Source organism: Escherichia sp. 20412-1, from assembly GCF_003027595.1.
Lineage (GTDB): Bacteria > Pseudomonadota > Gammaproteobacteria > Enterobacterales > Enterobacteriaceae > Escherichia > Escherichia marmotae.
Map to the genome: position 1 here is coordinate 1 of NZ_PYQM01000003.1, position 14,082 is coordinate 14,082.

The following is a 14,082-nucleotide window of genomic DNA, read 5'->3' on the forward strand; positions in this document are numbered from 1 at the left end:
ATGGGACAACTTGTGAAATTACCGACAAGAAGGGAAAGGGCCTTCCCGAGAGTGGTAAAGGAGAGGCCCTGGAAATACCCCACAGCCCCGAAAAAGAGCCAGTCAGTTGCTTAACTGACTGGCATTAGCTATCTGAAGCGGGTTTTTTTATCGAACAAGATATTGAGGGAGCGTCCTGCTCGCCACGTCACTCTTTATGAGAGAGCTTTTCAGCCTGAAGATCAACATCTGCGCTTTTCTTCGCCGCAGCATCGTCGTCATTCATCGCTTTCTTGAATCCCTTAATGGCCGCTCCAAGGTCTCCGCCCAGCGTACGTAACTTCTTAGTCCCAAACAGCAGAACGACCAGTGCCGCAACTACCAGCAGTTTGGTAATACTAATCTCACCCATAGATACCTTCTTGACATAAAACAGGCAGCAGAACGCGCCTTAAAAACCAGAGAATATTAACGGTCATTCGACGCGCGCACACAATAGCAATCTGTAACAAGGTGAATCAAGCACCGAGTAAAAAAACATCATAATAATTGCGGCGGCGCAAACCGTCGGTTGTTTAAGACGGGGAGTTGCGCGCGCACCTGACGCACACGTTCGGGCGTCACTTCCGCCATAATGAGTGCAGGCATTTCAGCCGCTGCGGCAATAGTGACACCAAAAGGATCAATGATACGGCTTTGCCCGATGTTTTTGTTACCACACTCCCCCGCCGCCACCATATAACAGGTGGTATCCAGAGCACGAGCGGTGAGTAAGGTTGACCAGTGATGCTCTTTCAGCGGTCCGCGAACCCAGGCAGCGGGAAGTACAAGGATTTCTGCTCCCTGTAAAGCCTGTGCCAACGCCAGCTCCGGGAAACGCAAATCATAGCAAGTCATCAGACCGACTTTCATCCCCTCCACGTCCAGCAGTGGAGCAACCATATCCCCGGCATCCACGTGACGCGATTCCTGAATGGAGAACGCATCATAAAGATGCAGTTTGGCATAACGTGCGATGATTTTTCCCGCCTGGAGGGCCACCAGCATATTCCACGCGCGCCCCGGCGTTGAAGGAACATGAATCGTCAGAATCGTCGTCATCATGTTACGTTTACTTTCTCGCAGTAAACGTCCGAGAAATTCACCTTCCAGCAACTGTGCTGATTTAACAGACAGATCGGGATCATGATCGTCTCGTGCCAGCAGGGCTTCCGGCAGGACAAACAAAGAGACATCGCTTTCCGCCGCCTGCGCCATCAACGAGGCGCAAATTTCAGCGTTCTTTTCCCATACAGATGTAACAGCAAACTGTCCTGCGGCAACCAGCATTACTACCTCCTGTCAGAGTCGTAAAATTCGCCAACGACGATTATTCGGCGTTACACTTATCACTCATACAAATCAAATAGCAGGATTTTGCAGTGTTACAACTCCTTTTAGCAGTTTTTATTGGCGGTGGTACGGGAAGCGTGGCGAGATGGCTGTTAAGTATGCGGTTTAACCCGCTGCATCAGGCTATTCCGTTGGGGACGCTGGCAGCAAACCTGATTGGGGCATTCATCATTGGAATGGGATTTGCCTGGTTTAGCCGGATGACGAACATTGATCCCGTGTGGAAAGTGCTAATCACTACCGGGTTTTGTGGCGGGCTGACGACTTTCTCTACATTTTCAGCAGAAGTGGTATTTTTGTTGCAAGAAGGACGCTTTGGCTGGGCGTTACTGAACGTCTTCGTTAACCTGTTAGGTTCATTTGCCATGACCGCGCTGGCTTTCTGGCTTTTTTCGGCGTCAACAGCACATTAAAGGCAAAAAAAAACCCGCTGATTAAGCGGGTTTTGAATTCTTGCTGACGTATCTTACAGAGCGATTACGTTTGCAGCAGAAGGGCCTTTGGCACCGTTAGTGATTTCGAACTCTACGCGCTGACCTTCAGCAAGAGTTTTAAAACCATTAGTCTGGATTGCAGAGAAGTGTACAAACACGTCTTTGCTGCCGTCTTCCGGAGTAATGAAACCGAATCCTTTGGACTCATTAAACCACTTAACGTTACCTTTAATCTTAGACATCAAAATTACCTTTACATGAAAAATAGACACAAATGCTGTGTCGGTTACCAGTACACCAATTGTGGTACGCTTTGTCCAGTGCAACTTTGCTAAAAAGTGATAAAAGTCGCGTTATTTTTGATGCTCCTTGCCTTACATTATGTTTTTTAAGGCTTTTATAAAACCGCAACTTGTCTAAAACTGAAACCGCATCCAGGCAAAGTAAACATTGCCATTGTTGTAGATACCAGGGATGTAAGTCATCTGAAAGATAGCCAGCGGCTTTCACGGCCCTATCCAGCAACAGGCTCCCATTTATTCCACGAATCCTCAAATGTCATCACGTACAAACCGTGCCAGTTGCCTTTCTCATCCCAACGCGACTAACCGAAACCGCCGCCCCACGTTTTTAGTTATAGCGATCAGCTTTTTCTTTATCGTAAGCGAAACGTGCATGCCTGGTGATGGCAGGAATATACAAATCATATGTTCTGGCTGCCGTCAGGTTGCTGCGACATTCTCTCTAAATGTCGTAATCCATTGTTCTGTACAGGCAGAAATTTCATCACGCTGATTAACTTAATAAAAACAAAGGGAATTACGGTAATACATTCACTTATATCCATTAGTGACTATAAAATATTTATCAAAAATTCACTTCCAGCATAGCTGGACTAAAATGAACATAACCGTATTAACACCTACATAAAGAATACTATTAATATTTTATAGGCTTACACAAATAAATATCACCAAATTATTCTGGAGACTTAAGCAATATTTCCTTCCAAATGACAACTTAAGCAAAAAAAATCTTCCCCGACATAGACAGCAATAAACAAAAGAAAAAATCTCTTGCTTTTTAATCAGATGCAATGACAAGCTAACAAATAAATATCACTAACACTACCAGCGCGCACACATGAGCGCATATTTTTTAAACAAGTAAAGAAACCACTATCGCGCAATTTAACAAAATCACATCATTAACTTATCAATTAATACACATTATCACACTGGTAATTACCAACTATAAAAATTCATTTTGTTATTCATGTATAAAAAACAACAACATCAATGTATTAATGGTCGCTTTTCTTGATTTTAATCAGCATTCACCACCCATTTGTTCGGCATATTTTTCACTAGTTTTAGGAATTTGTTATTATTTATCTTGGAGTCTGGAAACAGGAAAAATTATGCTGACAGTTATTGAGCTCCTTATTGGAGTTGTAGTTATTGTGGGTGTAGCTCGCTACATCATTAAAGGGTATTCCGCCACCGGGGTGTTATTTGCAGGCGGTCTGTTATTACTGATAATCAGTGCCATTATGGGGCACAAAGTTTTACCATCCAGCCAGACTTCAACGGGCTACAGCGCCACGGATATCGTTGAATACATTAAAATATTACTGATGAGTCGCGGTGGCGACCTCGGCATGATGATCATGATGCTGTGTGGCTTTGCCGCTTACATGACCCATATCGGCGCAAACGATATGGTCGTCAAACTGGCGTCAAAACCATTGCAGTACATTAACTCCCCTTACCTGCTGATGATTGCCGCCTATTTTGTTGCCTGTCTGATGTCACTGGCAGTTTCCTCCGCAACCGGCCTGGGCGTTTTACTGATGGCAACGCTGTTCCCGGTCATGGTGAACGTTGGTATCAGTCGCGGCGCGGCGGCTGCCATTTGTGCCTCACCTGCGGCGATTATTCTCGCGCCGACTTCAGGTGATGTGGTACTGGCGGCGCAGGCTTCCGAAATGCCGTTAATTGACTTCGCCTTCAAAACGACACTGCCAATCTCAATTGCTGCAATTATCGGCATGGCGATTGCCCACTTTTTCTGGCAGCGCTATCTGGACAACAAAGAGCATATTTCCCATGAAATGTTAGATGTCAGCGAAATCACGACCACCGCTCCTGCGTTTTACGCCATTCTGCCGTTCACCCCAATCATTGGCGTGCTGTTTTTTGACGGCAAATGGGAGCCGCAATTGCACATCATCACCATTCTGGTGATATGTATGCTAATTGCCTCCATTCTGGAATTTATTCGCAGCTTTAATACGCAAAAAGTCTTTTCTGGCCTGGAAGTGGCTTATCGTGGCATGGCTGATGCCTTCGCTAACGTGGTAATGCTATTAGTTGCCGCCGGTGTTTTTGCCCAGGGCCTTAGCACCATTGGCTTTATCCAGAGCCTGATCTCAATCGCTACCTCATTCGGTTCAGCGAGCATTATCCTCATGCTGGTGCTGGTTATCCTGACGATGCTGGCGGCGGTGACTACTGGTTCCGGCAATGCGCCGTTCTATGCATTCGTTGAGATGATCCCGAAACTGGCGCACTCTTCCGGAATTAACCCGGCATACCTGACAATTCCGATGCTACAAGCATCAAACCTGGGTCGTACACTTTCGCCAGTCTCTGGCGTGGTGGTTGCGGTTGCCGGAATGGCGAAAATTTCACCTTTTGAAGTGGTAAAACGCACCTCGGTGCCGGTGCTTGTTGGGCTGGTAATTGTCATCGTGGCCACGGAGTTGATGGTCCCCGGTACAACCGCCGCCGTTACTGGTAAGTAATTCTCTGGCCGGAGGCGTGCTTCCTCCGGCACTCTCTTCACCCACTGTGGTAAATACGCTGCGGTCTGCCGACTTTGCCGTGAACAATCTCGGCAATAACCAGATGGCGGCTGGCACAATATTCGAGATAACGTCTGGCGGTAGTGCGGCTGATGGTCAATGCCTGTGCTACCGTCTCCGCCGTATGTTGCACATCCGGCTCTTTGAAAAGTTTCCGCACTGCATTCAGTGTCAACGCATCAATACCGGTCGGAAGATCGTCCTTCGGTTCCCCGCGAGCATAAGCATTAAACATCTCATCAATTTGCTTTTGACTGGCACTATCAATACTTTCCAGCATATGTTTACGCTGGCGAAAGCGGGTCAATGTCTGCCCCAGACGCTCATAAGCAATTGGCTTGATCAGATAATCAAACACACCGCAGCGTACTGCTTCAGACACCGTTTCCATATCGCTGGCAGCAGTAGTAAACACCACATCGCCGGGATAATGCGCCTGCACCAGCTCATGCAGCAAATTAATACCTCTACCGTCAGGGAGATAGTTATCCAGCAAGATAAGCCCCGGCTTAAAACGCTCGATCATCATTCGGGCCTGCGCCAGGTTTCCCGCCAGCAATATCTGACTGAATCCAGGGATGTGACGAATATATTCCGCATGCATCTCTGCCAGCGGCGTCTCGTCCTCAACGATCAATAGAGTTAATGGAGCTGTCATTAGGTTTCACTTTCGGAATATAGATTGAAAATAAAGTACCGCAGGGATCATTATCTTCGAGAGTGATAACTCCCCCGCAGCGCGTTACATAGCTGGCAATAAGATACAACCCAATGCCATGCTCACCGGGTTCATCAGCACGCGTACTGACGCCCTGCTCAAATATTTTGTCGCGCAGAGACTCTGGGACGCCGCAACCCTGATCGGCCACTTCAATCACCACATCATCGCCTTCGTCGCTCAGATATAATTCGACGATCTTATTCCCTTTATCGTTGCGCAGACTGGCTTCGAAGGCATTGTCGAGTAAGTTGCCCACAATCGCCGCAAACTCAGTGCTGTCCAGCCCTGGCGGCAGTTGGGAAAGCTGGCTGCCGGGGACGATTGTCATTTTTAGCCCCAGTTCACGAGCGCGCTGCACTTTACCAAACAGCAACCCCGCCACCTGGCGATCGACAAATGCCTCGCGCAGGCTGTCAATAAGCTGTTGCTGGGCCTGAGACTCTCCCTGAACCATCGCCAGCACGCGATCATACTCTTTCATTTGCAACAGACCATTGAGCGTAGACATCCAATTGAGATGTTCATGACGCAATGTGCGCAGGCTTTCGACGTATTGTTTAATTTGCGTCAGTTGCGCATTAAGGGTGGATATTTCGTCTTTACTACGAAAGCTGATTATTGCCCCCAGCAAATCATCACCAGAACGAATAGCTTCCCGATTAGCAATGACGCTCAGGCCGTTAAAATTTGTCACCACATCCTGGCGTTTTTCATCAATCTGCTCGATGAAGAAATCGGCGGGCCTGACCACTTCAGCAATGGGTCTGCCCAGCCACTGCCGTCCGGGGGAACTCAGCCCCAGCATCTTTCTTGCGTTACGGTTGATGGCGGTAATGTAACCATGTGGATCCACCGCAATCAGCCCTTCATAAACAGAACTAAATAGCGCCTCTTGCTGACGAACCACGCGCGCAATTTGCTTCGGTTCCATCCCCATCATCTGGCGGCGAATATGCGCGGCTAAGAACCACGACAACAGCATCAGAATGCCCAACAGCACGACAAACACGCCTGCCATCGGTAATAAAAATTCGGCGCGCCAGCTATCGATTTTACTGACCAGATAACCCACCGACACCACGCCGATGACGTTGTCATCATCATCAAAGATCGGTGTTTTGGCGCGCATCGCCATACCTATCGACCCTTTACCCGTAATGAAGTAACTCTCTCCTTTCTCCAGTGCGCCGGGTTTGGTGAATTGCATAGGATGACCAATTTTCTCCGGATTAGGATGGTAAAGGCGGATCGAGTCGCGGTCGCCAATCACCACATAATCGAAATCAGTATCTCTTTGTAATTTGTTGGCAATGGTCGCCAGTCGTTTGTAGTCACGCGTTTTAACCGCCGTGATGATGCTGTCATTGGAGGCAATAATTTTTGCCTGATTCATTGCCATGTCACGCACATGGAGCGTTAAATAGTCCTCGAAACTGGCCGTAAAATATTGCGCCAGTGCTGCGATGACAAATATTGAGAACACCAGAATCAGCAGGAAGATACGCAGCGGAAATGCCAGTCGTTGGAAAAAAGCAAACTGTTTATTCTCATTAAACTGCAACATTGTTTTCCTTGCGGGGTAAACCCTGTTTTTGGTGAATGTAATTAAAATGTTGAATCTTGACAGATGAAAATAAAATATAATCGTGGCAAAATTCATTCATTAAATCAATTAAACAACTTAAAACCACGCGCCAATTCGCAATTACATTAATTAAAAAACTTAAAACCATTAAATAAATAAAAAACCACTAACTCTATGTGAAATAAATCAAAATTTCTCACTGCAATACTCCTTAGGATGTATAGCAAAAGGAGAAACAGATATACCTCACTCGCAGCCCTTTCTCCCAACTGAAAATAAATGATTACCAACTTGCAACATTCATTGCAAATTGATAACAACACATACCTTCAGGATACGACTTATTATGTTCGGCAATGATATTTTCACCCGGGTAAAACGTTCAGAAAATAAAAAAATGGCGGAAATCGCGCAATTTCTACATGAAAATGATTTGAGCGTTGACACAACAGTCGAAGTATTTATTACCGTAACCCGCAATGAAAAACTTATCGCTTGCGGTGGAATTGCCGGAAATATTATTAAGTGCGTGGCTATCAGTGAATCTGTTCGCGGTGAAGGACTGGCGCTGACATTAGCCACCGAACTAATAAACCTCGCCTATGAACGGCACTGCACACATCTGTTTATTTATACCAAAACCGAATACGAAGCGCTGTTCCGCCAGTGCGGTTTCTCCACGCTGACCAGCGTACCAGGCGTGATGGTACTGATGGAAAACAGTGCCACGCGGCTGAAACGCTATGCTGAATCGCTGAAAAAATTTCGTCATGAAGGGAAGAAGATTGGCTGCATAGTGATGAACGCCAATCCCTTTACCAACGGCCACCGTTATCTGATTCAACAAGCCGCAGCACAGTGCGACTGGCTGCATCTATTTTTAGTCAAAGAAGATTCTTCGCGCTTTCCCTATGAAGACCGGCTGGATTTGGTGTTGAAAGGCACCGCTGATATTCCGCGCCTGACAGTGCATCGCGGTTCCGAGTACATCATTTCCCGCGCCACGTTCCCTTGCTACTTCATTAAAGAACAGAGCGTCATTAACCATTGTTACACCGAAATTGATCTGAAGATTTTCCGTCAGTACCTCGCTCCTGCGCTTGGCGTAACCCACCGCTTTGTCGGTACTGAACCGTATTGTCGCGTGACCGCCCAGTACAACCAGGATATGCGCTACTGGCTGGAAACACCGACTATCTCAGCACCGCCCATCGAACTGGTTGAAATTGAGCGACTGCGTTACCAGGAGATGCCGATATCCGCTTCACGGGTGCGCCAACTACTGGTGAAAAACGATCTCACGGCTATCGCGCCGCTGGTCCCGGCAGCCACGCTGCATTACTTGCAGAATCTGCTTGAACACTCCCGCCACGACGCGGCAGTTCGTCAAAAGACCCCCGCATAAAAAACAGGTGAAAAATGAAAATAAACCAGCCCGCCGTTGCAGGCACCCTAGAGTCTGGGGATGTGATGATACGCATCGCCCCACTCGATACGCAGGATATCGACCTGCAAATCAACAGCAGCGTTGAGAAACAGTTTGGCGATGCAATTCGTAGCACCATTCTGGACGTTCTTGCCCGCTATAACGTGCGCGGCGTACAGCTAAATGTCGATGACAAAGGCGCACTGGACTGCATTTTACGTGCACGACTGGAAGCTCTGCTGGCGCGCGCCAGCGGTATCCCGGCTCTGCCATGGGAGGATTGCCAATGATTTCCGCTTCGTTGCAACAACGTAAAACCCGCACCCGCCGCAGCATGTTGTTCGTACCTGGCGCTAATGCCGCGATGGTCAGCAACTCTTTCATCTACCCGGCTGATGCCCTGATGTTCGATCTCGAAGACTCCGTGGCACTGCGCGAAAAAGACACCGCTCGCCGCATGGTCTACCACGCGCTGCAACACCCACTGTATCGCGATATCGAAACCATCGTGCGTGTTAACGCGCTGGATTCTGAATGGGGCGTTAACGACCTGGAAGCTGTCGTCCGCGGCGGCGCAGACGTTGTACGTCTGCCGAAAACCGATACCGCTCAGGACGTTCTGGATATCGAGAAAGAAATCCTGCGCATTGAAAAAGCCTGCGGTCGTGAACCGGGTAGTACCGGTCTGCTGGCAGCGATTGAATCTCCGCTGGGCATTACCCGCGCGGTAGAAATCGCTCACGCTTCCGAGCGCTTAATCGGTATCGCGCTGGGCGCAGAGGACTATGTGCGCAACCTGCGTACAGAACGCTCCCCGGAAGGAACTGAGCTGTTGTTTGCTCGCTGCTCCATTTTGCAGGCCGCGCGCTCTGCCGGTATTCAGGCGTTTGACACCGTCTATTCCGACGCCAACAACGAAGCCGGATTCCTGCAAGAAGCTGCCCACATCAAGCAACTGGGCTTTGATGGCAAATCGCTGATCAACCCGCGTCAGATTGATCTGCTGCACAACCTCTACGCACCAACCCAGAAAGAAGTGGATCACGCACGCCGCGTCGTAGAAGCCGCTGAAGCCGCTGCTCGCGAAGGCCTCGGTGTGGTTTCTCTGAACGGCAAGATGGTTGACGGTCCGGTTATCGATCGCGCCCGTCTGGTGCTCTCCCGCGCAGAACTTTCCGGCATCCGCGAAGAATAAGGCAATCAAAATGACGCATAAAATTGAACAATCTCAACGACAAGAACGGGTAGCGGCCTGGAATCGTCACGCTGAATGCGATCTTGCCGCTTTCCAGAACTCACCGAAACAAACTTATCAGGCAGAAAAAGCGCGCGATCGCAAACTGTGCGCCAACCTGGAAGAAGCGATTCGTCGTTCTGGTTTGCAAGATGGCATGACCGTCTCTTTCCACCACGCTTTCCGCGGTGGTGACCTGACCGTCAACATGGTGATGGACGTCATCGCGAAAATGGGCTTTAAAAACCTGACCCTGGCATCCAGTTCCCTGAGTGATTGCCACGCGCCACTGGTAGAACATATTCGTCAGGGCGTGGTAACCCGTATTTATACTTCCGGTCTGCGCGGCCCACTGGCAGAAGAAATCTCCCGTGGTCTGCTGGCTGAACCAGTGCAAATCCACTCCCACGGCGGTCGTGTGCATTTGGTGCAGAGCGGTGAACTGAACATCGATGTGGCCTTCCTCGGCGTCCCATCCTGTGATGAGTTCGGTAATGCCAACGGCTACACTGGCAAAGCCTGCTGCGGCTCCCTCGGCTATGCGATGGTCGATGCCGACAATGCAAAACAGGTCGTGATGCTCACCGAAGAGCTGCTGCCTTATCCGCATAACCCGGCAAGCATTGAACAGGATCAGGTTGATCTGATCGTCAAAGTTGATCGTGTTGGTGATGCCGCGAAAATCGGCGCTGGCGCGACCCGTATGACCACGAACCCGCGCGAACTGCTGATTGCCCGCAGCGCCGCGGACGTGATTGTCAACTCCGGCTACTTCAAAGAAGGTTTCTCCATGCAAACCGGCACTGGCGGCGCATCGCTGGCGGTAACGCGTTTCCTGGAAGACAAAATGCGTAGCCGTGACATTCGCGCCGATTTCGCCCTCGGCGGCATCACCGCCACGATGGTTGATCTGCATGAAAAAGGTCTGATCCGCAAACTGTTGGACGTACAGAGCTTTGACAGCCACGCCGCACAATCCCTGGCCCGTAACCCGAATCACATCGAAATCAGCGCCAACCAGTATGCCAACTGGGGTTCTAAAGGTGCATCAGTTGATCGTCTCGATGTAGTGGTACTGAGCGCGCTGGAAATTGACACCCAGTTCAACGTTAACGTGCTGACTGGTTCTGACGGCGTACTGCGCGGTGCTTCCGGCGGTCACTGCGATACCGCAATTGCCTCTGCGCTTTCCATCATCGTCGCGCCACTGGTTCGCGGTCGTATTCCAACTCTGGTGGATAACGTGCTGACCTGCATTACCCCTGGCTCCAGCGTCGATATTCTGGTCACCGACCACGGTATCGCTGTTAACCCGGCACGTCCGGAACTGGCAGAACGTCTGCAGGAAGCGGGAATTAAAGTGGTTTCCATTGAGTGGCTGCGTGAACGTGCGCGTCTGCTGACCGGTGAACCACAGCCGATTGAATTCACCGACCGCGTCGTTGCCGTCGTGCGTTACCGCGATGGCTCGGTGATTGATGTTGTACATCAGGTGAAGGAATAAGCCATGCACCTGCTCCCTGAACTCGCCAGCCACCATGCGGTTTCGATTCCCGAGTTGCTCATCAGCCGGGATGAAAGGCAAGCACGGCAACACGCCTGGCTCAAGCGCCATCCTGTTCCACTGGTCTCCTTTACCGTGGTTGCGCCTGGGCCGATTAAAGACAGCGAGGTCACACGCCGTATTTTTAATCATGGCGTAACTGCCCTGCATGCCTTAGCCACAAAACAGGGCTGGCAAATTCAGGAGCAGGCTGCACTGGTTTCTGCCAGCGGGCCGGAGGGCATGTTGAGCATTGCCGCCCCGGCTCGCGACCTCAAGCTCGTGACCATTGAGCTTGAGCATAGTCATCCTCTCGGGCGTTTGTGGGATATCGATGTGCTGACGCCCGAAGGCGAAATTCTCTCCCGCCGCAATTATTCACTACCGCCTCGCCGCTGCCTGTTGTGCGAACAAAGCGCGGCTGTTTGCGCGCGTGGGAAAACCCATCAACTGACCGATTTACTCAACCGCATGGAGGCGCTGCTGAACGATGTCGATGCCTGCAACGTCAACTAAAACCACAAAGCTTGCTGCGTCATTAATCGATGACTACGCCCTGCTGGGCTGGCGCGCCATGCTGACTGAAGTCAATCTGTCACCAAAACCTGGCCTGGTGGATCGCATTAACTGCGGTGCGCACAAAGATATGGCGCTGGAAGATTTCCACCGTAGCGCACTGGCAATTCAGGGCTGGTTACCGCGTTTCATTGAATTTGGTGCCTGTAGCGCAGAAATGGCACCGGAAGCGGTACTCAACGGATTACGCCCAATTGGTATGGCCTGCGAAGGCGATATGTTCCGCGCCACTGCGGGCGTAAACACCCATAAAGGCAGCATTTTTTCTTTAGGGCTACTGTGTGCGGCGATTGGTCGTTTGCATCAGCTCAACCAGCCGGTAACGCCCAAAACCGTTTGTGCGACGGCGGCAAGTTTCTGCCGCGGTCTGACCGATCGCGAACTACGTACCAATAATCAACAACTGACGGCAGGTCAACGGTTGTATCAACAACTTGGCCTAACCGGCGCGCGCGGCGAAGCCGAAGCGGGTTATCCGCTGGTGATCAACCACGCCCTGCCGCACTACCTCACTCTGCTGGATCAGGGGTTAGATCCTGAACTGGCATTGCTCGATACCTTACTGCTGCTGATGGCGATGAACGGCGATACCAACGTTGCATCACGCGGTGGCGAAGGGGGGCTGCGCTGGCTACAACGCCAGGCGCAAACACTATTGCAAAAAGGGGGCATCCGAACCCCCGCCGATCTCGATTATCTCCGGCAGTTCGACAGGGAGTGTATCGAACGAAATCTCAGCCCAGGCGGCAGCGCCGACCTGCTGATTCTTACCTGGTTTTTAGCACAGATTTAAAAATTTAAGCACTTGATAAATTTGGAAATATTAATTTTCGGAGAACCCGTATGTCTTTAGCAAAAGATAAGATATGGAAATTATTGGCCCCACTGGTGGTGATGGGCGTCATGTTTCTTATCCCTGTACCCGACGGTATGCCGCCGCAGGCATGGCATTACTTCGCCGTGTTTGTGGCAATGATTGTCGGTATGATCCTCGAGCCAATTCCGGCAACAGCAATCAGTTTTATTGCAGTAACTATTTGCGTTATTGGCAGTAATTATCTGCTCTTTGACGCCAAAGAATTAGCTAACCCCGCTTTTAATGCCCAAAAACAGGCGCTGAAATGGGGACTGGCTGGTTTTTCCAGTACCACTGTCTGGTTGGTATTTGGCGCATTTATCTTTGCATTAGGGTATGAAGTTTCCGGATTAGGTCGTCGTATCGCCCTTTTCCTGGTGAAATTCATGGGGAAACGCACACTGACGTTGGGTTATGCGATTGTCATCATCGATATTCTGCTGGCACCATTTACACCGTCTAACACCGCACGTACAGGTGGGACCGTTTTCCCGGTCATTAAAAACCTGCCGCCACTGTTTAAATCATTCCCGAACGATCCGTCTGCACGTCGTATTGGCGGTTATTTAATGTGGATGATGGTCATCAGTACCAGTCTGAGTTCCTCCATGTTTGTCACCGGTGCTGCACCGAACGTGCTGGGTCTGGAGTTTGTCAGCAAAATTGCCGGTATCCAGATTAGCTGGTTGCAGTGGTTCCTCTGCTTCCTGCCAGTTGGCGTTATCTTACTTATCATTGCGCCGTGGCTTTCCTATGTACTGTACAAACCGGAAGTCACTCATAGTGAAGAAGTGGCAACCTGGGCGGGTGACGAACTGAAAACAATGGGTCGCCTGACTCGCAGAGAGTGGACGCTGATTGGTCTTGTTCTGCTTAGTTTGGGTTTATGGGTATTTGGTAGTGAAGTCATTAACGCCACTGCTGTTGGCCTGCTGGCGGTTTCGCTGATGCTGGCGCTGCACGTTGTGCCGTGGAAAGACATTACCCGCTATAACAGCGCATGGAACACGCTGGTTAACCTGGCAACACTGGTTGTCATGGCTAATGGCCTGACCCGTTCTGGCTTTATCGACTGGTTTGCCAACACCATGAGTACGCACCTGGAAGGTTTCTCACCAAACGCGACAGTGATTGTACTGGTTCTGGTGTTCTACTTTGCGCACTACCTGTTTGCCAGCCTGTCTGCGCATACCGCAACCATGCTGCCGGTGATTCTGGCCGTCGGTAAAGGTATTCCGGGCGTACCGATGGAACAACTGTGTATCCTGCTGGTTCTGTCTATCGGTATCATGGGCTGCCTGACTCCATATGCAACTGGCCCAGGAGTTATTATTTACGGCTGCGGCTATGTGAAATCGAAAGATTACTGGCGTCTGGGTGCCATCTTCGGGGTCATTTACATCGCCATGTTGCTGTTGGTTGGCTGGCCAATTCTGGCAATGTGGAACTAATACGTTCGCCAAACGCTGA

The 14,082-nt window shown here is 50.0% G+C and carries 15 protein-coding genes and 1 pseudogene; 10 read left to right on the plus strand and 6 right to left on the minus strand.

Annotated features, from left to right (window positions below; translation table 11 throughout):
* Window positions 1-114 (plus strand): hypothetical protein (locus C7B16_RS25185; protein ID WP_224481887.1); only part of this gene is annotated, 114 nt, incomplete at its 5' end.
* Window positions 115-187: 73 nt separating this feature from the next.
* Here the strand turns inward: C7B16_RS25185 and tatE are convergent.
* Both tatE and C7B16_RS03075 read right to left on the minus strand, forming a co-directional pair.
* Entirely contained in the window at window positions 188-391 is a 204-nt protein-coding gene (tatE, locus tag C7B16_RS03070) for a twin-arginine translocase subunit TatE (RefSeq protein ID WP_000503933.1), read from the minus strand.
* A 128-nt stretch (window positions 392-519) separates the two neighbouring features.
* Window positions 520-1,308: a deaminated glutathione amidase gene (locus tag C7B16_RS03075; protein ID WP_000959110.1), complete on the minus strand. Its 789-nt coding sequence runs from the start codon at window positions 1,306-1,308 to the stop codon at window positions 520-522.
* Window positions 1,309-1,400: 92 nt separating this feature from the next.
* Here C7B16_RS03075 and crcB point away from each other — a divergent pair, with 92 nt between their 5' ends.
* Window positions 1,401-1,784: a fluoride efflux transporter CrcB gene (gene crcB / locus C7B16_RS03080; protein WP_000939738.1), complete on the plus strand. Its 384-nt coding sequence runs from the start codon at window positions 1,401-1,403 to the stop codon at window positions 1,782-1,784.
* Window positions 1,785-1,837: 53 nt separating this feature from the next.
* Here the strand turns inward: crcB and cspE are convergent, their stop codons facing one another.
* Complete coding sequence (gene cspE / locus C7B16_RS03085) at window positions 1,838-2,047, minus strand: transcription antiterminator/RNA stability regulator CspE (RefSeq protein ID WP_000034825.1); 210 nt, start codon at window positions 2,045-2,047, stop codon at window positions 1,838-1,840.
* A gap of 174 nt (window positions 2,048-2,221) precedes the next feature.
* Window positions 2,222-2,652 (minus strand): annotated as a pseudogene (pagP, locus tag C7B16_RS03090) (lipid IV(A) palmitoyltransferase PagP).
* 573 nt (window positions 2,653-3,225) lie between these two features.
* Between pagP and dcuC the strand changes: the two are divergent.
* The gene (gene dcuC, locus C7B16_RS03100; RefSeq protein ID WP_107179348.1) at window positions 3,226-4,611 is read left to right on the plus strand and encodes an anaerobic C4-dicarboxylate transporter DcuC; all 1,386 of its coding nucleotides are present in this window, start codon (window positions 3,226-3,228) and stop codon (window positions 4,609-4,611) included.
* Between the two features lie 37 nt (window positions 4,612-4,648).
* On the opposite strand, the gene dpiA is transcribed toward dcuC, so the two are convergent.
* Both dpiA and dpiB read right to left on the minus strand, forming a co-directional pair.
* A complete protein-coding gene (dpiA, locus tag C7B16_RS03105; protein ID WP_000126491.1) occupies window positions 4,649-5,329 on the minus strand; it encodes a two-component response regulator DpiA in 681 nt (226 codons plus the stop codon).
* Window positions 5,298-6,956, minus strand: coding sequence for a sensor histidine kinase DpiB (gene dpiB / locus C7B16_RS03110; protein WP_000938914.1), 1,659 nt, complete (start codon window positions 6,954-6,956; stop codon window positions 5,298-5,300). The genes dpiA and dpiB overlap by 32 nt, the downstream gene beginning before the upstream one ends.
* Window positions 6,957-7,323: 367 nt before the next feature.
* Between dpiB and citC the strand changes: the two genes are divergently transcribed.
* From citC to citT, 7 genes are read left to right on the plus strand one after another with little or no spacing between them, the layout of a single operon-like run.
* Entirely contained in the window at window positions 7,324-8,382 is a 1,059-nt protein-coding gene (gene citC, locus C7B16_RS03120; protein ID WP_000467718.1) for a [citrate (pro-3S)-lyase] ligase, read from the plus strand.
* A gap of 14 nt (window positions 8,383-8,396) precedes the next feature.
* A complete protein-coding gene (gene citD / locus C7B16_RS03125; RefSeq protein WP_000700699.1) occupies window positions 8,397-8,693 on the plus strand; it encodes a citrate lyase acyl carrier protein in 297 nt (98 codons plus the stop codon).
* On the plus strand, window positions 8,690-9,598 hold the full coding sequence (citE, locus tag C7B16_RS03130) for a citrate (pro-3S)-lyase subunit beta (protein WP_000622357.1): 909 nt from the start codon (window positions 8,690-8,692) through the stop codon (window positions 9,596-9,598). The genes citD and citE overlap by 4 nt, the downstream gene beginning before the upstream one ends.
* 10 nt (window positions 9,599-9,608) lie before the next feature.
* Window positions 9,609-11,141 carry a citrate lyase subunit alpha gene (gene citF / locus C7B16_RS03135; RefSeq protein WP_000149038.1) on the plus strand — a complete coding sequence of 511 codons (1,533 nt, stop codon included), beginning with the start codon at window positions 9,609-9,611 and terminating at the stop codon, window positions 11,139-11,141.
* A gap of 3 nt (window positions 11,142-11,144) precedes the next feature.
* The gene (gene citX, locus C7B16_RS03140; protein WP_107179350.1) at window positions 11,145-11,696 is read left to right on the plus strand and encodes a citrate lyase holo-[acyl-carrier protein] synthase; all 552 of its coding nucleotides are present in this window, start codon (window positions 11,145-11,147) and stop codon (window positions 11,694-11,696) included.
* Window positions 11,671-12,549: a triphosphoribosyl-dephospho-CoA synthase CitG gene (gene citG / locus C7B16_RS03145; RefSeq protein ID WP_000062439.1), complete on the plus strand. Its 879-nt coding sequence runs from the start codon at window positions 11,671-11,673 to the stop codon at window positions 12,547-12,549. Before citX ends, citG begins: the two co-directional genes overlap by 26 nt.
* A gap of 50 nt (window positions 12,550-12,599) precedes the next feature.
* The gene (gene citT / locus C7B16_RS03150; protein ID WP_000050312.1) at window positions 12,600-14,063 is read left to right on the plus strand and encodes a citrate/succinate antiporter CitT; all 1,464 of its coding nucleotides are present in this window, start codon (window positions 12,600-12,602) and stop codon (window positions 14,061-14,063) included.
* Window positions 14,064-14,082 lie beyond the last annotated feature (19 nt).